Annotated in this window: 28 protein-coding genes; all 28 read right to left on the bottom strand. The window is 54.0% G+C overall.

From position 1 onward, the window contains the following. Positions 1-14 precede the first annotated feature (14 nt). A complete protein-coding gene (locus HRQ63_RS04865; protein WP_172239908.1) occupies positions 15-329 on the bottom strand; it encodes a hypothetical protein in 315 nt (104 codons plus the stop codon). Beyond that, the gene (locus HRQ63_RS04870; RefSeq protein ID WP_172239911.1) at positions 326-1,051 is read right to left on the bottom strand and encodes a DUF4274 domain-containing protein; all 726 of its coding nucleotides are present in this window, start codon (positions 1,049-1,051) and stop codon (positions 326-328) included. The genes HRQ63_RS04865 and HRQ63_RS04870 overlap by 4 nt, the downstream gene beginning before the upstream one ends. A gap of 307 nt (positions 1,052-1,358) precedes the next feature. Next, positions 1,359-1,706 carry a hypothetical protein gene (locus HRQ63_RS04875; RefSeq protein ID WP_172239914.1) on the bottom strand — a complete coding sequence of 116 codons (348 nt, stop codon included), beginning with the start codon at positions 1,704-1,706 and terminating at the stop codon, positions 1,359-1,361. A gap of 453 nt (positions 1,707-2,159) precedes the next feature. Further along, positions 2,160-3,248, bottom strand: coding sequence for a prephenate dehydrogenase (locus HRQ63_RS04880; protein WP_229714066.1), 1,089 nt, complete (start codon positions 3,246-3,248; stop codon positions 2,160-2,162). 83 nt (positions 3,249-3,331) lie between these two features. Further along, positions 3,332-4,429: a histidinol-phosphate transaminase gene (gene hisC, locus HRQ63_RS04885; protein ID WP_172239920.1), complete on the bottom strand. Its 1,098-nt coding sequence runs from the start codon at positions 4,427-4,429 to the stop codon at positions 3,332-3,334. Between the two features lie 166 nt (positions 4,430-4,595). Further along, positions 4,596-5,513: a tryptophan synthase subunit alpha gene (trpA, locus tag HRQ63_RS04890; RefSeq protein WP_229714067.1), complete on the bottom strand. Its 918-nt coding sequence runs from the start codon at positions 5,511-5,513 to the stop codon at positions 4,596-4,598. Continuing rightward, a complete protein-coding gene (gene trpB, locus HRQ63_RS04895; protein ID WP_172240629.1) occupies positions 5,510-6,712 on the bottom strand; it encodes a tryptophan synthase subunit beta in 1,203 nt (400 codons plus the stop codon). The genes trpA and trpB overlap by 4 nt, the downstream gene beginning before the upstream one ends. Next, the gene (locus tag HRQ63_RS04900) at positions 6,712-7,434 is read right to left on the bottom strand and encodes a phosphoribosylanthranilate isomerase (protein ID WP_172239923.1); all 723 of its coding nucleotides are present in this window, start codon (positions 7,432-7,434) and stop codon (positions 6,712-6,714) included. Before HRQ63_RS04900 ends, trpB begins: the two co-directional genes overlap by 1 nt. Further along, a complete protein-coding gene (gene trpC / locus HRQ63_RS04905) occupies positions 7,431-8,249 on the bottom strand; it encodes an indole-3-glycerol phosphate synthase TrpC (RefSeq protein WP_172239926.1) in 819 nt (272 codons plus the stop codon). Before trpC ends, HRQ63_RS04900 begins: the two co-directional genes overlap by 4 nt. After that, positions 8,239-9,270, bottom strand: a complete 1,032-nt coding sequence (gene trpD, locus HRQ63_RS04910) for an anthranilate phosphoribosyltransferase (protein ID WP_172240632.1) — start codon at positions 9,268-9,270, stop codon at positions 8,239-8,241. The genes trpC and trpD overlap by 11 nt, the downstream gene beginning before the upstream one ends. Positions 9,271-9,755: 485 nt before the next feature. After that, entirely contained in the window at positions 9,756-10,127 is a 372-nt protein-coding gene (gene aroH / locus HRQ63_RS04915) for a chorismate mutase (RefSeq protein ID WP_172240635.1), read from the bottom strand. After that, positions 10,127-11,242, bottom strand: coding sequence for a 3-dehydroquinate synthase (aroB, locus tag HRQ63_RS04920; protein ID WP_172239929.1), 1,116 nt, complete (start codon positions 11,240-11,242; stop codon positions 10,127-10,129). The genes aroH and aroB overlap by 1 nt, the downstream gene beginning before the upstream one ends. Before the next feature lies 1 nt (position 11,243). Further along, positions 11,244-12,413, bottom strand: a complete 1,170-nt coding sequence (gene aroC / locus HRQ63_RS04925; RefSeq protein ID WP_172239933.1) for a chorismate synthase — start codon at positions 12,411-12,413, stop codon at positions 11,244-11,246. Positions 12,414-12,615: 202 nt separating this feature from the next. Further along, complete coding sequence (locus HRQ63_RS04930) at positions 12,616-13,440, bottom strand: CheR family methyltransferase (protein ID WP_268239424.1); 825 nt, start codon at positions 13,438-13,440, stop codon at positions 12,616-12,618. Continuing rightward, positions 13,431-13,874 carry a nucleoside-diphosphate kinase gene (gene ndk, locus HRQ63_RS04935; protein WP_037289254.1) on the bottom strand — a complete coding sequence of 148 codons (444 nt, stop codon included), beginning with the start codon at positions 13,872-13,874 and terminating at the stop codon, positions 13,431-13,433. Before ndk ends, HRQ63_RS04930 begins: the two co-directional genes overlap by 10 nt. 267 nt (positions 13,875-14,141) lie before the next feature. Then, positions 14,142-15,116, bottom strand: coding sequence for a polyprenyl synthetase family protein (locus HRQ63_RS04940; protein ID WP_172239936.1), 975 nt, complete (start codon positions 15,114-15,116; stop codon positions 14,142-14,144). After that, entirely contained in the window at positions 15,113-15,967 is an 855-nt protein-coding gene (locus HRQ63_RS04945; protein ID WP_371873179.1) for a menaquinone biosynthetic enzyme MqnA/MqnD family protein, read from the bottom strand. Before HRQ63_RS04945 ends, HRQ63_RS04940 begins: the two co-directional genes overlap by 4 nt. Then, positions 15,964-16,581: a UbiX family flavin prenyltransferase gene (locus HRQ63_RS04950; RefSeq protein WP_172239942.1), complete on the bottom strand. Its 618-nt coding sequence runs from the start codon at positions 16,579-16,581 to the stop codon at positions 15,964-15,966. The genes HRQ63_RS04945 and HRQ63_RS04950 overlap by 4 nt, the downstream gene beginning before the upstream one ends. Continuing rightward, positions 16,575-17,447, bottom strand: coding sequence for a UbiA-like polyprenyltransferase (locus tag HRQ63_RS04955; RefSeq protein ID WP_172239945.1), 873 nt, complete (start codon positions 17,445-17,447; stop codon positions 16,575-16,577). Before HRQ63_RS04955 ends, HRQ63_RS04950 begins: the two co-directional genes overlap by 7 nt. A gap of 1 nt (position 17,448) precedes the next feature. Beyond that, a complete protein-coding gene (locus HRQ63_RS04960; RefSeq protein WP_172239948.1) occupies positions 17,449-18,165 on the bottom strand; it encodes a demethylmenaquinone methyltransferase in 717 nt (238 codons plus the stop codon). Further along, positions 18,165-18,956 (bottom strand): heptaprenyl diphosphate synthase component 1, encoded by a 792-nt coding sequence (locus HRQ63_RS04965; protein WP_172239951.1) that lies wholly within the window; start codon positions 18,954-18,956, stop codon positions 18,165-18,167. The genes HRQ63_RS04960 and HRQ63_RS04965 overlap by 1 nt, the downstream gene beginning before the upstream one ends. 117 nt (positions 18,957-19,073) lie before the next feature. After that, complete coding sequence (gene mtrB / locus HRQ63_RS04970) at positions 19,074-19,298, bottom strand: trp RNA-binding attenuation protein MtrB (protein ID WP_037289270.1); 225 nt, start codon at positions 19,296-19,298, stop codon at positions 19,074-19,076. A 168-nt stretch (positions 19,299-19,466) separates the two neighbouring features. Continuing rightward, positions 19,467-19,739: an HU family DNA-binding protein gene (locus HRQ63_RS04975; protein WP_037289272.1), complete on the bottom strand. Its 273-nt coding sequence runs from the start codon at positions 19,737-19,739 to the stop codon at positions 19,467-19,469. Positions 19,740-19,981: 242 nt separating this feature from the next. After that, complete coding sequence (locus HRQ63_RS04980) at positions 19,982-20,344, bottom strand: 2Fe-2S iron-sulfur cluster-binding protein (protein WP_172239954.1); 363 nt, start codon at positions 20,342-20,344, stop codon at positions 19,982-19,984. Between the two features lie 13 nt (positions 20,345-20,357). Then, complete coding sequence (locus tag HRQ63_RS04985; RefSeq protein WP_172239957.1) at positions 20,358-21,398, bottom strand: NAD(P)H-dependent glycerol-3-phosphate dehydrogenase; 1,041 nt, start codon at positions 21,396-21,398, stop codon at positions 20,358-20,360. Further along, positions 21,391-22,029: a glycerol-3-phosphate 1-O-acyltransferase PlsY gene (gene plsY / locus HRQ63_RS04990; protein ID WP_172239960.1), complete on the bottom strand. Its 639-nt coding sequence runs from the start codon at positions 22,027-22,029 to the stop codon at positions 21,391-21,393. The genes HRQ63_RS04985 and plsY overlap by 8 nt, the downstream gene beginning before the upstream one ends. Before the next feature lie 60 nt (positions 22,030-22,089). Further along, on the bottom strand, positions 22,090-23,418 hold the full coding sequence (gene der / locus HRQ63_RS04995) for a ribosome biogenesis GTPase Der (protein ID WP_172239963.1): 1,329 nt from the start codon (positions 23,416-23,418) through the stop codon (positions 22,090-22,092). Between the two features lie 207 nt (positions 23,419-23,625). Beyond that, a complete protein-coding gene (gene rpsA / locus HRQ63_RS05000; RefSeq protein WP_172239966.1) occupies positions 23,626-24,906 on the bottom strand; it encodes a 30S ribosomal protein S1 in 1,281 nt (426 codons plus the stop codon). Between the last annotated feature and the right edge of the window lie 32 nt (positions 24,907-24,938).

Below are 24,938 nucleotides of genomic sequence, written 5' to 3' on the forward strand. Positions count from 1 at the left end.
CTCCTCCTTTTGATTCAAAACGGCTTTTGTCCTTTGAAAGGGGCAAATTGTGCCGGATCGGCTCCGCGCGAGCAAAGGTAGCGCAGCGCTTGATCGAAGTCGCCGAACGTCAGTAGTTCTTCTTCCGCACAGTCCTCGGCGATATGCGCGTCTTGAGGATCGACGGCAAAAAAATAAGCTTGGTAACTCCCGTCTTTTTTTCGCATCGCATACTGGGTAAACTCTTGCTGTTCAGAAGCATTCGGCTTTGGCCGCATACACTCGTACCCGCGCGTCCGTCCGCGCTCCACGGCTTTTTTCCAGACCCAACCGTCGCTCTCGCCGCTCAACGATCCGGCTCCGACATGGAGGCTTGCAGTCTCGAACGCAAATTCTCCGCCAGTTTGCGGAATGCCGTTCGTTCTTCATCGTCCGCATACTCTTCTTTGCGCAGCTCCAACCAGTAGTCGCCGTCGGCCAGATCATACATATCGAGCAGCGTAATCTCCGCACATGCCGGACTTTCCATTGCCGCAAACATCAGCTCGGGACCGTCGTCCCAATTATATCCGTTCACGAAAGCATGCAGCAAAACCGCAGAGTCCAGATTCCGAACAGCCTCCAACGCTTTTTCGCGGTCTTCTTCGTACAGGAGTGCATCCAGCTTTTGCTGCTCCTCGGCGCTCAAAGTCAATCGGATCGCACCGCGAGTTTCCATGAGCAGATCCGCTACCGCGCGATCTCCGCGAGAAGCGGCAGCATTCCAAGGCGTAGCCCGAATCCCGCGCGGGGAGTCGATGCGGGCCCCGTATTTCAGCAGCAGCTTAACCGCTCCCTCTTGCTGGAACTTGATCGCTTTGAGCAGCGCCGTTTCGCCCATCTTATCCGTGACTTCGATCTCCGCGCCTTTTTCCAGCAAAATCTCGACCGCCTCCGTCGGCAGTTTATACGTCATGAATAGCATCAAAGGAGTACGTCCCCTGGAATCCCGCTCGTTGACATCCAGTTCTCCGGCAGCGGTTCGTACAGCGTGCACGTTTTTGGTTCTTGCAATTTCCGCCCAATTCGTCATCTTTCGGCTCCTTTGCAGCTTACTTTTATCTAAGGCGCCCTAGCGCCGTCATCATTCCTTACCCTACAGTATCCTATGCGCGTGCTTGGAGTTCAAGTCGAAATGAAAGGTTGATGCTGTTAAATGCGAATCAGATCATGATAAATCAGCCGTTGCGCTCCATGTACGTCCCCCGTCACCCAGATCATGCCGTCCCTCCGTTCTTTGCTTGATCCCTATCTCTCCAGTATACCTTTTTTGCCGATCAAAACAAAAAGCGAAGGATCGGCGTTAGCCGTCCTGCGCTTCTGATTTTAGCGACCGATAGTTAACTCCATGTTTCGAGAAGCATATACGCCTCTAACCGCTCAACCAGTAATAGACGTTCTTCGAATTGCTGTTCATCCACGAAATGCGCTTCCAGCACTCCGTCACCCTTTTTTTCGAACTTAAGCCTGTATCGCTGCAACACATAACGCCCCGACGGATCCCCCTCCGGTTCCCATCTCACATACAACTCATGGCCGAGATGCCGGTGAAGCACGCTCAGCAAAATCGAACCGTAAAACCAATCCATCGTCTCCGGCGACGGATCGATTTCCCGCAGCTCGTTAACCTCTACCCTCCACCCGCTCGGAATCCGAAGCGGCTGAAGCGCCACCTGATCTTTCTCCATCCAATCCTCTCCTTATCTCCGGTCAAACTTTCTCGCATCTGCATCCCGATCTCCAAATAACCCCATCTGTCCTCTTTAATTTTACACAAAAAAAGGCCGCTCACTGTGAGCGGCCCGCACACCATTTCGAAGTGCGCTAAGAGTTATAGGAGTGGAGAGAAACCATACTGTACGTTTATTATATGTATACGCTTCCAAAATGTCAACGCTTTCTTTTCCTTTTTTGTTCATAAAAATAAATCAGCCATTTCCGTCATCCTGCAAAGACGGAAATGGCTTTTGAAATTCTATTCAAGCGAAGCGATAGGCGGAGGGAGAAGTTCAGTGAAAAGCGCCTTTGAACCCGGAAAGTTTCCTTATTCAAATTCAATCCAACTTTCCGGGTGAAACAGCGCTTTGAACGAACTTCTCCCGCAGCCCGCCCAGCTTCAGCCAACGAATAGGACTTCAACCTCAGACATACACGTCGAACTCCAACCCCTCCAACGCTTCTTTCCCCCGATTCATATTCATCTCGTCCCGGAAAGAAAGCCTCATCAGCCCCGGCACATCCTCGCGACTCTCGATAATCTGCAAGTTGCTCAAGTTAATGCCGCGCGAGCCGAGCTCGGTCGTGATCCGGCCGATAATGCCGGGATGGTCAGGCACGTCGAGGTAAAGGTCGTACGTTTTGGCAATAACGCCTTTGCGACGTTCCGGCAATTCATTCCGGAAATCGCCGGCATCTTGGAATCGCGCCGAGATCCCTTCGCCGTCTTCCCGCTCCAACTGATCGATAAAACCTTCCACCTGCTGATTCCAGTCGCGTAGAAGCTTTAAAAGATTGAAGCGGTTATTCAGTAAAATGTCGCGCCATACGATAGGGTCGCTGGACGCAATCCGCGTAATATCACGGAAACCTCCGGCAGCAAGCGTTCGATACAGAGGATTGCTTTCATGGTATCCGCTGATTTGATTCACCAACGCTACCGCGATAATATGCGGCAGATGGCTGATTGCTCCAACGATCTCGTCATGCTGGCCCGGTTCCATGCAGATGACTTTGGCCCGGGTCAACGCCAGCAGCTTCGTCAACGCTTCGGTCGCTGCCGCATCGGTATCCGGCTCCGGCGTCAATACGTAATACGCGTTCTCGAACAGCAGCGAAGTCGCCGCCTGCACGCCCGAGCGCTCCGAGCCCGCCATCGGGTGGCCGCCGATAAAGCAAGCGTCCCCCCAGTCCAACTCTCTCGCCCGCGTCGCAATCGAAGCTTTGGTGCTGCCTACATCCGTAACGATACAGCCTTTTTTGAGCGGCAAAGCATTAATCTGTTCCAAATAGGTCTCCAGCAGCCCGACAGGCGTGGAGAGAAAAATAAAGTCGGCATCTTGCGCCGCTTCTTCCAACGACAGGGTCGCGGAGTCGACGACTCCGCGCTCCACGCTCAGATCGGCAAGATCCTGCCGGTGGGAAAATCCGACGAGCCGGACGTCCGGCTTCCCGCGGAAGCATAATGCCAGCGAGCCGCCGATCAGTCCCACGCCGATCACAGCAATTTTCATAGAGGTCATCCTCGCTTCGTTAGGGTTCTTGCAAGAAAACGTCCTAGCACGTTGTCAACGTTAAAAGTAAGGTTGACAACGTACTACACCGTGGCTTCCTGCCCGTTCAATGCTTCTTCGAACGTCCGGATGAAAATCTCGTTCTCTCTCGGAGAACCTACCGTCACCCGCAGATGCGTCGGATAAAGCTTGAACCCCGCACGCGCGATGACTCCTTTTTGCAGCATGCGTTGGAACAGTTCGACAGCCGACTGTTTCGTGTCGACCATGATGAAGTTGCCGTTTGCCGGGAAATGAACCAGTCCCAGACGATCGAATTCGCTTTGCAGGTACTTGATTCCTTCCGCATTCTTTTCACGGCAGGATTGCACGAATTCCTGATCCGCCAATGCCGCTTTTGCTGCCGCTTGCGCGATACGCGTCGTATTGAACGGCTCGCGTACCTGATTGATCGAACGAATCACGGAAGCTTGTCCGACGCCGTAACCGATCCGCAGCGCGGCCAGACCGTAAATTTTGGAGAAGGTACGCAGAACGACAACGTTAGCGTAATCCGCCAGCAATTCGGTGCCGTCCGGGTATTCGCTGTCGGTCACGTATTCGAAGTAAGCTTCATCCAGTACCGCCATTACCGAAGACGGCAGGCGGTCCAGGAAGCTTTTCAATTCGTCTTTGCTGACGATCGTGCCGGTCGGATTGTTCGGATTGCAGATCCATACGATCTTGGTACGATCCGTTACCGCAGCCAACATCGCGTCGAGATCGTGTTTGCCGTCTTGCAGCGGAACTTCGATACTCGTTGCTTTCTCGATATCGGCATTGCTTTTATATACGGAAAAAGTCGCATCCGCCATAATGTTCTCGTCGCCTTCCGACAGGAATGCGCGAGCAATCAGGGCAATGATTTCATCCGAGCCGCAACCAAAAATAATCTGGTCGGAATTAACGGACAAATGCTCGGCAACCGCCGCAGTCAGTTCGACCGCTCCACCGTCCGGGTACAAGTTGAATTTAGTCAGTTCTTCTTCAATCGCGGCTTTGACGCGAGGGGAAAATCCGTAAGGATTTTCGTTGGAAGCCAACTTTACGACTTCGCTGAGTCCGTATTCTTTTTGAACTTCTTCGATCGGTTTACCGGGCTGATAGACCGGAAGGTCGACAATATGCGCTTTAGGCTGCATGGATATTCCCCTACTTTCCTGATTTGGCGTGTTGCAGTGCGACAGTATCGAGCTGCAAGCAGACGCAAAAAGTATATGCTTAGACCGAAACAAGGAATGTCCGCGAAAAAGCAGGGGTGGTATGCACCTCTTTCTTCGCTTCGTTCCTTGATTTCGGCTGACGCAGTTATACTTTTAATTCTGCCACAAATTCGCGAATTTGCAAGAGCGCATCTTCGCGCTTGTCCGCATTCATCAGATCGGGGATCAAAGATTCGATCGTGCGCACGATCGCGCTGCCCACCACGACGCCGTCACATAGCTCGGAAAACCGCTCGACCTGCTCCCGGCTGGAGATGCCGAACCCGACCGCGACCGGCAGATCCGTACGGGATTTCACATCACGAATAAAAGCATCCACGCCTTCGTGGAACGAAGCACGTTCCCCGGTCACGCCGAGCGAAGAGACGCAGTAAACGAAACCGCGGCCGTTGTTCAGGATGCGTTCGATCCGTTCGCTGGATGTAGGCGCGACCAGCGGAATCAGCGCGATTCCGGCTTGATCTGCCCGTTCCAGCAGTTCTCCCGATTCTTCATGCGGCACATCGGGAATGATCAAGCCGCTGATTCCGTGCGCGGAAGCCTGATCGAAAAATTCGTTCAGCCCCATTTGCAATACGGGATTATAGTACGTGAACAGCACGAACGGCATCTTCACGCCGCGCTCTCTCGACTGTTTGGCGACATCCAGACAGGTTCGCACCGTAATCAACTGCTGCAACGCACGGGACGATGCCCGCTGAATGACCGGTCCGTCCGCAAGCGGATCGGAGTAGGGAACGCCCAATTCCAGAATGTCTGCTCCCGCATCTTCCAGACGCTCGATGATTTCAAGCGTCGTCTCGATATCGGGATCGCCTACGGTCAGAAAAGGAATAAGCGCCGTTCCGCCCTGCTCGCCGATGCGACGGAACGTTTCGTCGATCAGGTTGGGACGCGCATCGCCCGGGGCCGCGAACGAAGCACTTGCCGTGCCTGCCGATAGCCCTCCTTCCGCCGCCGGGTGCATGACGGTCCGACGTACGGCATTGGGTTGAATATTCATCGTGCGTCCCCTCCTTCGTTTTCATAGGCCATGATCGATTCGACGTCCTTGTCGCCGCGACCGGACAGGCAAACGATCAACAGCTTGTCTTTGCCCAGCTCTGGCGCGATCTTTCCGGCTTGCGCCAAGGCATGAGCCGATTCCAGCGCCGGGATGATGCCTTCTGTGCGGCAAAGCAGCTTCAGTGCGTCCAACGCTTCGTCGTCGGTGATCGGCACGTATTTCGCGCGCCCGGTGTCTTTGAGATACGAATGCTCCGGTCCGACGCCGGGGTAATCCAGCCCTGCCGAAATCGAGTGCGCAGGCTGAACCTGACCGTAATCGTCTTGCAGCAAGTAACTCATCGAACCTTGGAACACTCCTTTCGTGCCCAGCGTCATCGTGGCGGCATGAAGCGGGGTGTCGATGCCTTTGCCCGCGGCTTCAACGCCGACAAATTCAACTTCCTGATCGCGGACGAACGGGTAAAACATCCCGATCGCGTTGCTCCCTCCGCCGACAGCCGCCACGATCGTATCGGGGAGACGACCTTCGGTTTCGAGAATTTGGCGACGCGTCTCGTCTCCGATGACACGCTGGAAGTTTCGCACAATCAGCGGATACGGATGCGGACCGACGGCCGAACCCAAAATGTAAAACGTATCGCTCACATGGCTGACCCAGTAACGCAGCGCTTCGTTGCCCGCGTCTTTCAGCGTCTTCGTTCCCGATACGACCGGCACCACCTCCGCGCCGAGCAGCCGCATGCGAAACACGTTCAACTGCTGGCGCTGCATGTCTTCTTCGCCCATGAACACTTTGCATTCCAAGCCGAACAGCGCCGCTACTGTCGCCGTGGCTACGCCGTGTTGGCCTGCGCCCGTCTCGGCGATGACTTTCTTTTTGCCCATGCGTACCGCAAGCAGCCCCTGGCCCAGTGCGTTGTTGATCTTGTGCGCACCCGTGTGGTTCAGGTCTTCGCGCTTGAGATAAATCTTCGCGCCGCCGAAATGTTCGGTTAGGCGTTTGGCATAATACAATGGCGTCTCGCGGCCCGAGTACTGCTTCAGAAGATCGTTCAGTTCGGCGTTGAAGTCCTCGTCAGCCGAGTATTTCAGATAAGATTCTTCGAGTTCGATCAAAGCGTTCATCAACGTCTCGGGGACGAAACGTCCTCCGAAATCGCCATAACGTCCTTTTGCATCCGGCACTTGCTGAATCATGATAAAACCGCCCTTTCTACGAATGTAGTCATTTTCTCAAGATCTTTATGTCCGTCCGTTTCGACACCGCTGGAAACATCGATGCCGTCCGGTTTGTAATCCGTTACGAGCTGATGCACATTTTCCGGCGCCAATCCGCCCGCTACGAATAATTGTAACCCATGCCGCCGCGCAGCGCTTCGATAAAGCGGGATAATCTCCCAATTGAATGTCCGACCCGAACCGCCTCCGTAAAGCGGGTCATGGGTATCAATAAGCAGTACATCGACCGTGCCTGCATAAGCAGCCGCAACACGTTCCGCTCGTTCGGCGTGACTCTCGTCGCTGCCGTCCCCGCCGATCGGCACAGCCTTGAATACAGGAAGCCCCCATCGGTCGCGAACTTCTTTGCATAACTGAGGGCTTTCCTGTCCATGCAGCTGAATCACATCCAAGCGCGCATCCGATAGGACCTGTTGAAGTTCCTCCGGCGTCGGATTAACGAAGACTCCCGCGATACGAGGGCGCGAAGCGGCTCGGTTTGACTGGGCAGGCTGTTGATAAAGTCCGTCCAAGTTTCGGATCAATCCAGCGGCTTGCTGCGCATCGACCCGCCGCTTACTGGGCGCGAAAACCAAGCCGATATAATCAACCTGCAATTCCGCCGCTTTTTCCAATGCCTCCGGTGTTCGTACGCCACAGATTTTGACTTGGGGACGTACGGCTTCTTGCCGAGTCATCGCACTTCCTCTGTATCGATTCGGGAAGAAACAGCGCCCATCACTTCGGTAACCGCTTCGCCGATATCAGGCCGACGCATAAAGGTCTCGCCGATCAATACTCCCTTCGCGCCGTTGGAACCGACATAAGCGATATCTTCTGCTGTACGAATCGCGCTTTCGCTAATAAGCAGTGCCTGCTCGGGAACGTAAGTCGCCAATTCGGCGGTCACGGTCAAGCTGGTCTCGAACGTATGCAGATTACGATTGTTGACTCCGATCAATCCATGATCCGTCACTTTCAAGACCCGCTCTAGCTCTTCCTTATTGTGTACTTCGATCAGCGCGTCCAATCCGATCGATTCGGCTAACGCTTTTAATTGGCGCAAGCGGTCCGTTGGCAAAATCGCCGCAATCAAAAGTACCGCATCGGCCCCGATCAGACGTGCCTCATAGATCTGCAATTCGTCGATGACGAAATCTTTGCGAAGCAGCGGCAGCTTGACGACTTCGCGAATTCGCGTCAAATATTCCGCACGGCCCTGAAAATATTCGCTATCGGTTAGTACAGACAAGCAATCCGCACCCGCAGCTTCATAGGCTTGAGCCAGCTCGACCGGATTGAAATCTTCGCGAATCAATCCTTTGGACGGAGAGGCTTTTTTCACTTCGGCAATCAGCGCCATTCCGCTGCGTTTCGGGCTGCGCAGCGCAGCTTCGAATCCTCGTGTCGGCGGCATCGCCGCAATACGCTGCTTGGCCTCCGAAATATTCAATGTTTCTTTTAAACGTTGTACTTCGCTTTTTTTGGTTTCTACGATTCGATCAAGATACATATCCGCATTCCTCCGTTGTCTGGATAAGCTGTTCCAATTTGCCGAGGGCCTGGCCCGAGTCTACGATGTCTGCCGCCTTGCGTACGCCTTCCGCCAAATCCTGCGCGGCTCCGGCCGTGTAGATGCAGGCTCCGGCGTTTGCCAGCACGATGTCGCGCCGTGCGCCGCGTTCGCCCGACAGTACGCCTCGGATGATGCGCGCGTTATCCGCGGCATCTCCGCCGAGAATGCTTTCGAGGGAGTGGCGTTCAAGTCCCAGTTCTTCAGGGGTGATCTCGTACGTATGCACAGCGCCGTTTTTCAATTCCGATACCCGAGTCGGGCCGGAAACGCTGATCTCGTCCAATCCGTCCAGTCCGGCCACGACCATCGCGCGTTTTGCGCCGAGATTGCCGAGCACCGAAGCGATTTGCTGCGTTCGACTCGCGTCGTACAGCCCAAGCAATTGCCGATCCGCGCCTGCCGGATTGGTCAACGGTCCCAACAAATTGAACACGGTACGCACGCCCAGTTCCCGACGAGGAGCAGCCGCATGTTTCATCGAAGGATGATACGTCTGGGCAAACAAGAAGCAAATGCCGATCCGTTCCAAGCATTCGGCCGCTTGAGTACCGTTGATTCCGATATTGACGCCGAGTGCTTCCAGTACGTCCGCGCTGCCTGCACGGCCGCTTGCGGAGCGGTTGCCATGCTTGGCGACGCGGACGGAAGCCGATGCCGCAATCAAAGCCGATGCTGTAGAGATGTTGAATTTATGAATGCCCGAGCCGCCCGTGCCGCACGTATCCAGCAGATGCTCGCGCGCAGTTCCGACCGTCCCTGCAAAGCTTCTCATCGTTTCGGCAAATCCGGTAATCTCTTCGACCGTCTCGCCTTTCATGCGTAATGCAAGCAGGAAGCCGCCGATTTGCGCAGGTGTTGCGGCTCCGGTCATGATTCCTTCCATTGCGGATCTTGCCTGCTCCCGGCTAAGCGAGAATCCTTCAGAAGCCAATGCCAGCGCGTCCTTGACGCTGAACATAGGCTGGATCGATTCGGTTGTGTAGATCTGCGAGGATGGTTGCATATCAGGTTCTCTCCTTCAAATTGGATTGAGCTTGAGCGCCTTTTGGCCTTCCCCGAAATCCCGCTTCCCTTACTGCGAAGAGGTTATAAAAAAAGACCCCCGCTTCGCAGCAGAGGTCTTCGGTTCGAACAAGGCAACTGCCGCTTGGCAGCATACCGGGTTCGGGCTCCGACGGATCGCATTCGTTGATGTATAGCTCAAAAAAATCCGCGGCATCCTGGCCTTCGAATTCCTTCCCTATACGTTAACTCTGCTCAGCCTGACTCTGCTCTGTCTTGCGGCCTATGCCGCATCGGTCCCTGCGGACCTCACGATTCTGCATGCCCGCCCAAAAACACTCCTGTTTTCGGCGCGGTCATGTGAATCCTTCATGTTGTTACTTACTATACCCGATGATCAATCGGATAGCAAGCGTACCTTCACAATCCGGCTATAAACCTTTACTTTTGACCAGCCAGATCCGGACGCAGCACGGTGGCTCCCTGTTGATACACATGCCGAATTTCACGCTGATTCTTCTCCGTGTTCACCTGGATCATCAGGCGGATACAGCGGGGCAAGCTGCCTTCGACAGGAACTTCCAATGCACACATAAGGGGAACGAAATCCCAGCCTGCGCGTTTACGCACTGCCACCGCCGGAAAAGCGGCATCCAGATCATGCGTGACGGTGATCCAGACATTGCTGACCGTCTCCGGATCGATGGCGTTGCGCTCGATCATCTCCGCAACCAATGCTTCGGTCGCGGCGTAAATTTCGTCACGATCGTTATGTTCGACGGTCGTCGCTCCGCGAATGCCCCGATTGTAGATCACGATGATTCCTCCTTTTCTTTCAGTCGTTCAATGATATCCCGAATAGCGTCCGCTTCCACGTCGTTCGCGATCTCCACCCGACCGATCTCGGTCGGCACGATATAAACCATCTTGCCTTCCCTGAACTTCTTATCGCGTTGCATGGCGGACATCAGCGCTTCGGTATCCATGTCTTCCGGCAAAGTAACGGGCAGTTCAAGCGCACGCAGCATCAACATCGTCTCGCCGTACAGTCCCGTTTCCCCGCCGCGTTCTTCGCCCAGCAGCGCTGCGGCAGCCATTCCGACCGCGATCGCTTCGCCGTGCAGGAAACGCCCGTACCCTGCCACGGCTTCGATCGCATGACCCAGCGTATGCCCGAGATTCAGAATCGCCCGCAGGTCGTTTTCCCGTTCGTCGCGAGACACGATCTGCGCTTTGATCGCGCAGCCTTTTTCCAATCCGTAAATTAAAGCTTCCGGATCGAGCGCCAGCAGACGCGGCGCGTTATCCCAGCACCACCCGGCGAACGCGCGGTCCCAGATCAAACCGTGTTTGACCATTTCCGATAGCCCCGCGCGTACTTCGCGCGGCGGCAGCGTGGAAAGCGTATCGACATCGTAAAGCACCAGCTCCGGCTGATGGAACACCCCGATCATGTTTTTGGCAAGCGGATGATTGACCGCCACTTTGCCGCCTACGCTGCTATCATGCGCCAAAATGGTGGTCGGCACCTGGATAAATCGAATGCCGCGCATATACGTGCCTGCTACATAGCCGGCCAAGTCGCCGACCACGCCGCCGCCGAGTGCCAGAATGGCCGAAGATCGGTCCAACCCTGCCTCGATCGCCTGCGTAATGAGATCGTTATACACGGTTAGCGACTTGGTTGCCTCGCCTGCCGGAACGACTGCGCTGACGACGCGATAACCGCCGTTTGTCAGTTCAGACTCCAGCTTTTCCAGATAAAGAGGCGCCACGTTGTCGTCGGTCACGATCATCAGCGGACTTTTATCGGGTACGCCTACTGCGCGCAGATGCTCCGCCGCACTATCCAGCAATCCCCCGCCGATGACGATGGGGTACGAACGCTCGCCCAGTTCAACAGTCAGCGTTGTCGTCTCCGTACTCATATCAGTAGTTCTCCAGTTGACGCTTGTAGTTGTCGTAGTTGGCTTTGATCTCCTCCATGGAGTCGCCGCCGAATTTCTCCAGGAACGCTTTTGCCACTTCCCAAGCGACAACGCTCTCCAATACGACGCTTGCTGCCGGAACGGCACACGCATCGGAACGTTCCACCTGCGCATTGAACGGTTCGCGAGTGTCGATGTCCACGCTGCGAAGCGGCTTGTACAGGGTAGGGATCGGCTTCATCACGCCGCGAACGACGATCGGCATGCCGTTGGTCATTCCGCCTTCGAAGCCGCCGAGACGGTTCGAATCGCGGGTGTAGCCCGTTTCTTCGCTGTACATGATCTCGTCATGCACCTGCGAGCCGCGAAGCTGTCCGGCTTCGAAGCCGATGCCGATCTCGACGCCTTTGAACGCGTTGATCGACACGACGGCCTGCGCGATGCGCGCGTCGAGCTTGCGGTCGTACTGCACGTGGCTGCCGAGTCCGATCGGCACGCCTTCCACGATACATTCGACGACTCCGCCTACGGAATCGCCTTCTTTTTTTATCAGGTCGATGTAAGCTTCCATCTTTTTCTCGGTTTCCTCGTCCACGACGCGCACCGAAGAAGCTTCCGTGCGTTCGATCAACTCGTCCAAAGGCAGATTGTTGACAGGAGCTTCGATCTCGCCGATCCGCAGCACTTGGCCGCCGATACGAATGCCGAACGCTTCAAGGAACTGGCGGGCCAGAGCGCCGACCGCGACGCGCACGGCAGTCTCGCGGGCACTGGAACGTTCCAGCACGTTGCGAAGATCCTTGAGGTCGTATTTCAATCCGCCGTTAAGGTCGGCATGGCCGGGGCGCGGGCGGTGTACGCGGCGCTTCTCTTCGTCCGTGCCTTCGATCGGCTCGATGTTCATGATTTTGGTCCAGTGTTTCCAGTCGTTGTTGGCTACGATCAGCGCGATAGGCGCGCCGGTCGTTTGCCCGTGTCGAACGCCGCCTGCGATATCCGCCGTATCCCTTTCGATCTGCATGCGTCGGCCGCGGCCGTATCCCTTTTGTCTGCGCAGAAGTTGGAAGTTCAAAGCTTCAAAATCGATGCGCAGATTGCTCGGCATCCCTTCTACGATCGCGGTCAACTGCGGTCCGTGGGTCTCCCCTGCGGTCAAGTAACGTAAAGTCATGATGCGTTCCCCCTTTAAACTTTTAAACTGTAAACGGCTAAAATCCGTAAATGTCTTTGCCCATTATAACACCTGCCTGCTACTTCTCCAAGCCGCCTTTACATTTTGCGTAAGCTGTTCTTTTGAACAGCAAAAAGCCGACGCTTCCGCTGGATGGCGGGGCGCGACGGCTTTGCAGGACATTCTGTTTGAAGATATCCTTTTAGATTTTTTTATAGAAGAAGGTATCGCACGGCTCGAGTCCGTATTGGCCCGGCGAGAAAATCTGCTCGGTGCTGCCTACGAACAACACGCCGCCTTTACGCAAACTTGCCGAGAATTTATGGTACAAGGCCGATTTCGCTTCTTCGGTAAAGTAGATCATCACATTGCGGCAGACGATCAGATCGTAACCGTCGTCGAACTTGTCCGTCAGCAGATTGAGCTTGTGGAAATTGACCGCCCGTTTGAGCTTGTCGTCGACTTTGTACATGAGCCCTTCGGCTTTGAAGTACTTTTCGGCAACCTTCGGAGGGACGTCTTTCAGCGAACGTTCGAGATATTGTCCCTGCTTCGCTTTTGCCAATGCGCCTTCGTCCAGATCCGCCGCATTCAACTTGGAATCGCCGAGGATTCCGTGACCGTCGAGAATCATGGCCAGCGTGTACGGTTCTTCGCCCGTCGAACAAGCCGCGCTCCATACTTTAAGTCCTTTTTTGCCGCCTGCGCGAAGTTCCGGGATGATCGTGTCGCGCAGCACTTCCCAACGATTCGGGTTGCGCCAGAACTCGGAGACGTTGATCGTCATCCGATCCAGGAACTCGAAGAACAGGTTCTTGTCCTTTTTCATTGCTTCGAAAAATTCCCCGAACGTATTGTAGCCGTGCTTGCTGCGCAGTGTCGTCAAACGACGCTTCATCTGCGCTTCTTTGTATTGAGACAAGTCGATTCCCGTACTTGCGTTCACGCTTTTGATAAACCCGCTGTAGTCCGGGTCGCTTCCGGGTGCTGATGCTTCTTCGCGCCCTGCTCCTCTGATTAGATCCACCTTGCCACCGCCTTGTCGTAATCAAGCTGTTCCGCTTCGGTGAAGAAATTAGCGATCTCCCGAGCCGCGCTTTCCGGGCCATCCGATCCGTGAATCAGATTGAACGGCGTATGTGCCGCAAAATCTCCTCGGATCGTTCCCGGCAGTGCTTCCGTCACTTTGGTCTTGCCCATGACGATTCGGGACAGCGCGATCACGTCGTCGCCTTCCCATACCATCGCGAATACCGGACCGGACGTGATAAATTCAACCAGTTCTCCGAAAAACGGCTTGCCTTCATGCTCCGCATAATGGCGTTTGGCCTGTTCTTCCGAGATTTGCATGAATTTCCCGGCAACCAACTTGAATCCTTTATCTTCAAATCGGCTGACGATCCGTCCAACCAGTCCACGTTGTACTCCATCGGGTTTGACCATCAAAAAAGTGCGTTCCATCGGTAATCTCCCACTTTCGGCTATGATTTATTATCGGCTAAGACGCTTGCTTTTTAATAGAGTTATACGTTTTGGTGCGAGAATCCTGCTTAATATGCGAAAAAAGGGAGATTCATTGGAATTTGTCCGGGTTTTGGAGAAGTTCCTGTTTGTAAAAGAAGATGAACGCTGCGGGTAAAATTCGTTCAAGACGCTGGCTCACTTCATTTTTCAAACAAAACATCTTTTCAAACCGTACAAATTCATGAATTTCCCTTTTGATTGGGGTTAATAAGTGCGCCGAGACACGAAGTGCGCGATATCGCGCAGATGGCGGCGGGCGCGGATATCGGGCAGGCGGTCGAGGGCGGCTAACGCTTTTTGGGTGTAGCGGTCGGCCAGCTCTTCGGCTTTGGCGATGCCCGTGCTATTTCTGATCATGGTGACGGCGGACGAGACGTCCGTGCGGCCGTCGGCTTCGTGAATGCGGACGATTTCGCTTAATAGCGGTTCGCGCAGCGATTCTTCTTGGAGGGCATACAGCACGGGAATCGTGATGTTGCCTTGACGGATATCGCTGCCCGGCGGTTTGCCGATTTGTTTTTCGGTTCCGCACAGGTCGAGCAGGTCGTCGCGAATCTGGAAAGCCATGCCGACGTTGTAGCCGTAGTTGTACAGTTCGCGCGCGGCTTCGTCGGAAGCGCCGGCGGCGAGCGCGCCGAGTTGGCAGCTTACCGCGATCAGCAATGCCGTTTTGCGGCGGATACGCAGCAGGTAGCGGCGGATGCTTTGACCGGAGTTGAAAAAGTCGCGGATTTGTTCCATTTCCCCGATCGACATTTCGACCATCGCTTTGGCCAAAATGCGGTGAATCCGGGGGTCGTCCAAGCCCGCTACGATCTCCAGTGCTTTTGCGTAAATGTAATCCCCCGTGTACATGGCGATCCGGTTGTCCCATTTCGCTTTGACCGTCAACTGACCGCGGCGCGTTTGCGCATTGTCGATAACGTCATCATGCACAAGCGATGCCATATGGATCAGTTCGAGCGGAACGGCGATGCGCTGCAAGCGATCCAGCTCGTATGTACCGAATTTTCCGCCCAGCAGGACGAAAGCCGGACGAAGCCGTTTGCCCCCGGCTTTGAGCAAATGCATGGACGCTTCGCCCAGCGCTTCGCTCTCGACTTCAATACTCGCGTACAGCGAACGTTCAACGGCATCCATATCCTTTTTTAATGTTCCGAAGATCTCCATTCGTTTCATTCATTCACCCGTATCTGCGTATTATCGCTCCAAATTCCAATCTCCGCCTCTTGCGGCAGCAATCCCATCTCCCGAACATAGCGGAAGTAAAGGCTTAAGCCTTCCAAACGCTCCGAAGTCAAGTCGTAATTCAGATTCGCAAAATACCCCTGCCAATAATCCAGCTCGCCGCCGAGCTTTTCCTTAGCTTCGATGGCGACCGGCGTTACATCTTCCAGACTGCGCTGCTTGCTTGCCGCAAACGCCGCAGCCAGTTCGCCGATTTGTTTCGGATAACGAGCCGCAGCCTTTTTGGAAACGGTCCAGACTGCGAACGTCATGCTTTTCCCGGTCCAATTTTTCCACTCTGCTCCGAGATCGGTCACGATGTAATCGGTATTTGCCCAATCGGCCCGGATCGCATGATCGCCGATCAACAATGCGACATCCGCATGCCGCAACATTTCTTCGAGATCCGGTTCGCAGGTTACGTATTCCGGTTTCGCTCCATACGCTTTTTCCGCGATAACCTTCAACAAATTGACGGAGGTCGCAGATGTATTGGTCAGCGCGATCCGTCCATGAACCGCCTCCGCAAACGGCTTGCGCGAAAAACAGAGGATCGACCGGACCGGACCGTCCGCGCTCACCGACAAATCCGGCAGCAGCAAAAAGTCGTTTGACGCTGTCGCGTAGGCAAAGGAGGAGACCGGACTCATGTCCAATTCCCCTTCAAGCAGCAGTCGGTTCAAGACAGCCGGAACTTCGGTCCGCGTCGTCGCCGGAAAGCTGAGCGCGGAGGGATCGAAGTAATGATAGACCGGCCAAACATTCGTGTAGAGAATACGCCCCAAGCGCAATGACTCGCTCACGACTCCTCCCCCCATCTTTTAAACAATTTATGCGGTATTCCAACCGTGTCCAACACTTTGCCGACTAGAAAATCAACGACTTCTTCCAATGTGCGAGGACGATGGTAAAAGGCCGGCATGGCCGGAACCATTTTGACCCCGAGTCTCGACAGCTTAAGCATATTCTCCAAATGGATGGCATGCAGCGGCGTTTCTCTCGGTACGATAACGAGTGGACGACTTTCTTTGAGCATGACGTCAGCCGCGCGGGTCATCAGATTATCAGAAGAGCCGTGCGCGATCGACGAGAGCGTGCCCATCGAACAAGGGGCGACGATCATTCCCTCGGCCCGAAAAGAACCGCTGGCGATCGACGCCCCGATATCCGCCACCGGATGATAGACCAAGCGACCTGCACGCCCGCCGAAGCGACGTTCCAGTTCTGCTTCCCGGCCCGAAGCGTCGAAATCCATTTCTTCTTTAAGTACGCGCCAACCGGCATTCGACACGACCAGATGCACGGTAAAACCGTAATCCAGCAATTCTTCTGCCAGCCGTACGCCGTAAACGCTGCCGCTGGCACCAGTGATGCCCAATACCCAGTGCCTGCCGGTGCCTACGAGTTCGTTTACCAAAATTTCACCACCAAATCGATCAATGTGAAAACAAAGACGATGCTGCTAAGCCAACTGTTCATCGTGAAAAAAGCAGTCTGCACGCGGCTCAAGTCGCTCGGCTTCACGATGCGGTGCTGATAGAACAAGATCGAGCAAGCGATCACGACGCCTGCCGCGTACCACCAGCCGAGCGGCGTGATGAAAACGAGCGAAATCAAACCGATCGCCGTTACGACATGGAAACCCTGAGCGATCTTCAATGCTTTTTCCAAGCCGAATCGACTCGGGATCGAATAAATGCCTTCCTTGCGGTCAAAGTCGATATCGTCGCAGGCATAAATCACGTCGAAGCCGGCGGTCCAGAACGCGATGGCGACATAAAAGACGAGCGACGACCAACTGAAGCTGTCCGTTACCGCCGCCCAACCGCCGAGCGGTGCCAGAGCGATCGTTGCGCCGAGCACGATATGACACAACCAGGTAAAGCGCTTCGTATACGAGTACAGCAAGATAAGCGCGAGAGCGATCGGGAACAACGTCAATGCAAATCTCGACAGTTCCCATGTCGCCCACAGAAATAGACCGAGGAAAACGACGACAAAAATCGCAACCTCGCTCGTTTTCAGCAAACCTGCCGGAATCGCGCGCTTTTCCGTGCGCGGATTCTTGGCATCGATGTAACGGTCGATCAAGCGGTTCATGCCCATCGCCGCGCTTCTTGCCCCGATCATGGCCAGCAAAATCCAACCGGCCTGCGCCCAGGAAGGCAGGTGTCCGTTGATGACCACGGAACCGAGCAGCATGCCCATGAACGCGAAGGGAAGCGCAAATAAGGTATGTTCAATCTTGATCATTTCTAAAAAGACACGGATTTTCCCGAACATGCTATTTCTCCTTAATTCCGATATGCAGCGCGGCGACTCCGCCTGTCAGCGGATAATCTTCGACCTGTTTCAGGCCGACGTCGCGAAAGGTTTGAGCCAGTTCCTTGCGTCCGGGAAACGGCTTAAGCGATTCCGGCAGCCACTTGTATTGCTCGTAACTTTTAGCAAAGACTTTGCCGAATACCGGCAAAATCCGATCGAAGTAAAAATAATACAGGCCTTTGAACGGTTGAGCGGTCGGCTTGGATACTTCCAAACAAACGACCATTCCGCCCGGTTTGACGACGCGGCGCATCTCTTTGAGAACCTGCACCAGATCGGGCACGTTCCGCAATCCGAATCCGATCGTCGCATAGTCGAACGAATTATCGGCAAACGGAAGCTCCATCGCGTTTCCCTGAATCAGCGTGATTTGATCGCCGTAAGGATCGACCGCGATTTTTCGCCGACCGACATCCAGCATGGCCTGACTGAAATCGAGCCCCGTAATCGGTCCGTTTTTACTGGCCTCCGCCAAGCTCAGTGTCCAGTCGCACGTCCCGCAGCACAAATCGATCGCGCTGTCTCCCGGCGACACGGCCATTTTTCGCATGGCGAACTTACGCCACGCCTTATGACGGTTAAAGCTGATAATGTTATTCATGCGATCGTAATTCGGCGCGATCTGCTGGAATACGTCGTGAACGTGCTCCTCTTTTGGTTTCGACGAATCCGCCATTACCCGATCACCTTTCCTTTCAACTCTGCCGAAGTCTTGAAATTTTCGATCAGCGGATGCAATAATTCACGGTTAACCGCAGACGGCAGTTCCGCAACCGCATGCTCCAGCTGCATCGCGAAAGCTCGAAGCGATTCGGCCCATTGCGTATGCGTTCCCGCTTCACCGTCTGTCGACTGCCCATCGGATCGGAAGGATAAAGCATCCTGATCGCTTCCCGTTGCAACAATCAATTCCTCCAATGCTGCTTCACACAAGCCGACGAGCTTGAGCAGCTTCTGCCAGTGAGGCAGTAAAGGCCCCTCCAACAAACCGTCGAAGCCCTCGAATAGGCGAACCTTGATACCGGCCACCTCATCCAGATATTCGCGTAACTCAGGAGCCGTTCCTCCTTGAACCCGCAGGTACAATTCCATCTTTCTCCGGTTCACATCCGCGATTGCGCGACTCAATTCGGCAATCATTCCGACCTCGCCCGCCGCAGCCAGCAGCTCGTAAAAGCGACTGCTATAATAATCGCCCGCCAACACTTTGAGCTGCCGGGTCCGCATCGCTTGTTCTTCTTCGCTATCGTCGCCCGGCGCTACGCGATCATGGATATCCAGACCGGTCTGAAGCAGCGCGGTGACGGTTCCGTAGACCTCGCTCCGGCCGGCAGATTCCGAAGCTTCGAGGAAAACATGCAAGAGTCGAAGCCGGGCGTCCGGCAATGCCGGGATGGCCGTATGCTTCCGGATCATATCATATCCGGCGTATTTCTCGGTTTTCTCCGGTACGCAGTAAGGTTTCATCAACAGGCCTCCGACTTTTTACAACGTTCAACGCTAATTTTGTCACAATCTTTTCTATTATAGCATAAGCTTCTTCAAACAACTAATACTCTGCCGCAGAGGAAGGCAAGGTTGCGCTTAGGATTCGGTCTCGATATTCCCGTGTTTAGTAAAGACGGTAGCCTTGCCGCGCACCTTGATTGCAGAGGTGTGATCGGTAAACTGCGCGATTAGCACCTCACCCTTGTCCAGTTTCTCCGTGTGATGAAAGCGAGTATCTTGTCCTCTCGTCAGCCCGATCACATGAACTCCGTTCTCATGGGCTTTGATGACGACGTAATCCGCTTTTTCCGACTGTTCCATAATGATACCTCCTTGATTATATTTGAAATCATTTATTTGCGTATCGTTGTGTGTTCAACGGTAAATAAAGAAAAAGGCCGTGAATATGTATTCACGGCTTTCTCCCATCTTCGGCCGCAAGCAGCCTGGATGTTCAAAATCTTAAATCCCGAAAGGATTATGTAGATTTTATTTAATTCCGTCTTTCAGGGCTTTGCCCGGTTTGAAAGCAGGAATCTTGCTTGCCGGGATTTCGATTTCTTCGCCAGTTTGCGGGTTGCGTCCTTTGCGGGCGGAACGTTCGCGAATTTCAAAGTTACCGAATCCAACGAGCTGTACTTTCTCGCCGTTTTGCAGAGCGGTGGCAATGGCTTCGAAAACAGCGTCAACCGCTTTGGTTGCTTCTTTCTTACCAAGCTCGGATGCTTCTGCAACGTGGCTGATCAGGTCAGATTTGTTCATGCGTTTCACCTCCTGTTACAATCATACCCGGCACTCGTCCGAGTGCCCGCCCATAAGGCGTATTTGGTCTTTCCGTTTTGCCACAAAGCAAACCGCTAGGCGGTACAAAGCCGGAATTCTCAAACTGCCCAGAACCTGCGTTCTGGAGGCAACAAACCTATAGTAATACACCAGCCTTATAATTTCAAGCGTTTCGTCTACCCTGCAAGAGATTTAACAGAATGCCGTAAAACGACGCCCGATCAACGCCAAAAGTCGTCTTCCTCTTCTTTTTGCCGTTCAAGCTGCAAGCGAATCGCTCGTTTTAAAGGGTCTTCCGGCGTCTGCACTGAAACGTCTCCACAGACTTTAGCTTGGCAAGCCAGACGGATTCCGTCTTCCAGGCTGGCCCCGAGTTTTCGGCGTTCCGCTTCAGCTGGAGGCAAAACTCCAGCGCCTTCCGATTCCACTGTGACCTTGCACATGAGGCAGCCCATTCGTCCTTCGCAGCGTACGGGAATCCGTACACCAGCCGATCTTGCAGCGGCAAGCAGCGTCGTTCCCGGCCTTACGCGTACATTTTTGCCGTCAGGCGAAAAAGATACGGCATGACTCTGAATAGGCATGTTTGTTCCTCCTTTACGTGTGCCACTGCTCCCAGGTCTCTTGAGAAATCATTTCCATCTCCGTCTTCGGCCCTCGGCCCATCAAAGCTTCGACAGCGGTTTTTGGGTCAAGCCCCTCGAACAGAACATGGTACAACTGCTCGGCAATCGGCATTTGAACCTGATATTTTTGAGAAATGAAATGCGCGGCCTCCGTTGTACGAATCCCTTCGACGACCATCCCCATCGAGTCCAAAACCTCTTGAAGAGGCTTGCCTTGTCCGAGCATATAGCCCGCCCGCCAGTTCCGGCTGTGCTTACTTGTTGCCGTAACCACGAGGTCGCCCACCCCGGCCAGTCCGGCAAAAGTAAGCGGATTCGCGCCCATTTCCGTGCCGATGCGCGTGATTTCAGCCAAACCCCGAGTGAGCAGCGCAGCCTTTGCGTTATCGCCGTTTTGCAAGCCATCCGACATCCCCGCCCCGAGCGCGATGATGTTTTTGAATGCGCCTGCAAGTTCGGCTCCAAGCACGTCACGGTTCGTATATACACGGAAATAAGCATTCATCAGCAAATTTTGCGCGCGTTGAGCTTCTTCCTCGTTGGATGAAGCTACTGCAATAGTCGTAGGCAGTCGTCTGGCTACTTCTTCCGCATGGCTCGGTCCGCAGATGACACCGATCTTCGACTCTTCGCAGCCCAATTCCTCCGCGATAATCGTCGACATCCGCTTCAACGTACCGACTTCCATTCCTTTCGTAGCGTGAACGCAGAGCATATTTTCGTGCCAAAAAGGCTTCAATGCCCGAACGACTTCGCGCATTGCCTTGGACGGCGAAGCGATCACAACCGCTTCAGCGTCTTTAACGGCCTCTTCCATGTCGCTTGTGGCGCGAATTCCGCTCGGAAGCTGAACACCCGGCAAAAAACGTGCGTTTTCATGCCGTTCGTTAATCTCCTTCACGTGCTCTTCGTTACGCGCCCATAGCCGGACGTCATGACCGTTGTCGGCCAAGACCATAGCCAGGGCCGTCCCCCAACTTCCCGCTACCAATACGCACACTTTTTTAGCCAAGGCTGCGCTCCTTCCCGCCGGACTTCGAGCCCAGCTTGTTCTCTGTTCCGTTTTTCAACTTGACCAGATTGCCGCGATGCCGCCAAACGGCAAGCGCCCAGATCGCGATGCTGACAATCAGCACGGCAGTTCCGTAATCGTGCCAGCCTACAGCGCTGTAAATGATCAGCACGACCGGAGTCAGCGTCACAAACAACAACGAGCCCAGCGAAACATAGCGGGTGAAGACGATCGCCAAGATGCCGACAATACCCGCGATCAAAGAAGGCAGGAAGCAAAGGGTCGCCAACATCCCGATGGTAGTCGCAATCCCCTTTCCGCCTTTGAAGTGGAAATACAGCGGCCAGTTATGACCGATTACGGCTGCCAGGCCGGCAAGCGCCGGCGTCCAATCGTAATCGGGTGCCAACCAGCGACCCAGCCAAACGGCGAGAACGCCTTTGCAAATATCCAGCACAAGTACCAGAATTGCAGGTCCTTTTCCGAGTACCCGAAGCGTATTCGTCGCTCCGGCATTGCCGCTTCCGTGGTTGCGAATATCGATTCCTTTGAACAATCTGGCGAATAATACGCTGAAACTGACCGAGCCCAGCAAATAAGCGGCTACGATCGCGATTCCCGAAAATATCATGGTTCGCTCCCCTTCGTGCAACTGAACTTTTACATTCTCTTATCACGTGCCGACGCCATGTTATGCGTTTTTGTTATCGTCGGATTTACGTCTGGTAAAGATTCGAATCGGCGTTCCTTCGAAATCGAAAGCTGCCCGAATCTTGTTTTCTAGGTAGCGTTCGTAAGAGAAGTGCATCAGTTCCGGCGCGTTCACGAATACCACGATCGTCGGAGGCTTAACCGCAACCTGCGTCGCATAGTTGATGCGCATGCGGCGCCCCTTGTCCGTCGGCGGCGGATTGATGGCTACCGCATCGGAGATCACGTCATTGAGCAGACCTGTGGGAATACGACGCGAGTGCTGTTCAGCCGCTTGATTCACGACAGGCAGCAGCTTTTGCACGCGTTGTCCGGTCAAGGCCGATAAGAATACGACCGGCGCGTAGGTCATGAACAAGAAGTGATCGCGGATGCTTTTTTCGAAATGCTGCATCGTTTTATCGTCTTTTTGGACAGCGTCCCATTTGTTGACGACAAATACGGAAGCTTTACCCGCTTCAAGCGCATATCCCGCAATATGCTTATCTTGTTCGATAATGCCTTCTTCGCCGTTGATCACAACCGCAACCACGTCTGCACGCTCAATCGCGCGCATCGCACGCATCACGCTGTATTTTTCCAGGTTTTCGTATACTTTGCCGCGTTTGCGCATGCCGGCGGTATCGATCAGTACGTAACGTTGTCCGTCACGCTCGAATTCCGTATCGATTGCGTCCCGAGTCGTTCCGGCCACGTCGCTGACGATAACGCGCTGTTCACCAAGCAAAGCATTGACGAGCGACGATTTACCGACGTTTGGACGACCGATCAGCGCAACCCGGATCACGTCCTCATCGTATTCTTCCTCTTCCGCTTCGGGCAGATTTTCCACGATCGCGTCAAGCAAATCGCCTACGCCGCTGCCGTGCGCGCCCGATACGCCGATCGGATCGCCAAGACCCAAGTTGTAAAACTCATAGGTATCGTCCATACGGCTCATGTTATCGACTTTATTAACCGCCAACACAATCGGTTTCTTGGAGCGATACAACATTTCCGCTACTTCCGAGTCCGATTGGGTAAGACCGGCCTTGGCATCGCACATCAGAACAATAACATCTGCTTCTTCGATCGCCAGCTCGGCCTGAAGCTTAATCGATTTGAGAATTTGTTCGTCGTTAAGTTCGATACCCCCGGTATCGATAATGCTGAACGACCTGCCGTTCCAATCGCCGACACCATAAATCCGATCGCGCGTAACGCCCGGCTTATCTTCGACGATGGACAGTCGGTCGCCGATAATTCGATTGAAGATCGTAGACTTGCCCACGTTCGGACGGCCTACGATCGCGACTACTGCTCTTGCCATTTGAACATTCCTCCCGTCAGCTTCAGCTGAATTTTCCCGTTACACGACAAGAAACGGCTAAACCGATCCAATTCGGATCAGTCCCCGTTTCCTATCGGCGAATCCGGCCCATAAAAATGCAGATTACAGCCGATCCGTCCTTATATTGCACAAACGGCGAACCCGCAGCGGGTCCGCCGTTTGCTCGTTGCTATACTAAGGCGCCAATTATTCTTCCGATTGGCCCAGTTTTTCTTTGAGTGCCGCCAGGTCGAAACGCTCGCCCAGGGAAACGTTCATGCTTTGGTTGCTCAGCGAAACGTTAGGGTTGTCGATTTTCTCGACGCGAGGACCTTTATCGCGGCCTCTGCCCCCTCCCGATCTTTCCGGACGATCGGTTCTTTCCGGACGCTCTGCGCGAGCTTCGCCCGCAGGAGCTTCTTCGGTTTCTTTGATGCTCAGGCTGATGCGTTTTTCCGAAGGGTTAACGTCAAGTACTTTAACTTGAACGGTTTGTCCTTCTTGCAGAACTTCCTGAGGCGTACCGATGTGCTTGTGGGAAATTTGCGAGATGTGGACCAGGCCTTCTACGCCAGGAGCGATTTCTACGAATGCACCGAAAGGTACCAGACGTTTAACTTCGCCGCTGATGATTTCGCCTTGGTTGAACTTCTCGGAAGCCGTTTCCCATGGACCTGGAGTAGCTGCTTTGATGCTCAGGCTGATTTTGCCTTTTTCCGGGTCGACTTTAAGGACTTTTACCTTAACGCTGTCGCCTTCGGATACCGCGTCGGATGGTTTGTCAACATGGTGCCAAGCCATTTCCGAAACGTGAACCAGGCCGTCAACGCCACCGACATCGACGAATGCACCGAATTGAGTCAGACGTTGTACTTTACCTTCGATCACTTGACCTTCTTGAAGTTCAGCCATTACTTTAACTTTGTTGGCTTCGAATTCTTCTTCAAGAACATCTTTGGCGGACAGAATTACTTTGTTGTTTTCGCGGTCCAATTCTTTTACGCGAACACGGATTGTGCGGCCTTTGTAATCGCTGAAGTCTTCAACGAAATGACGCTCAACCATCGAAGCAGGGATGAAGGCGCGCAGACCTACGTCTGTTACGATACCGCCCTTAACAACGTCGGTAATCGTAACTTCGAAGATTTCCTTGTTAGCCAATTTTTCTTCGAGTTGATCCCAAGCTTTCGCTCCGTCGATCGCACGCTTGGACAGAACCATTTGCTCTTTGTTGTCGTTCAGGCTAACAACTTTAGCAACGACTTCTTGTCCGATTTCAGCGCCTTCTTCGAGCTCGCGAGTCGCGATTACGCCGTCATATTTATAACCGATGCTGACGTACGCTTGGTCATCGTCCAATTTCACGATCGTACCTGTAACAGTGTCCCCTTTTTTAACGGAAACCACTTGCTCCAGTTGATCTTGCGTAGCCGTTTCTTCGTTCACTTCTTGGTTTACCACTTCTTCATTTCTTGTCTCTTCCGACATGTTAAATACCCTCCTCGATTCAAAACCCTCAT

The sequence above is a fragment of the Saccharibacillus endophyticus genome (assembly GCF_013185185.1).
GTDB classification, from domain to species: domain Bacteria; phylum Bacillota; class Bacilli; order Paenibacillales; family Paenibacillaceae; genus Saccharibacillus; species Saccharibacillus endophyticus.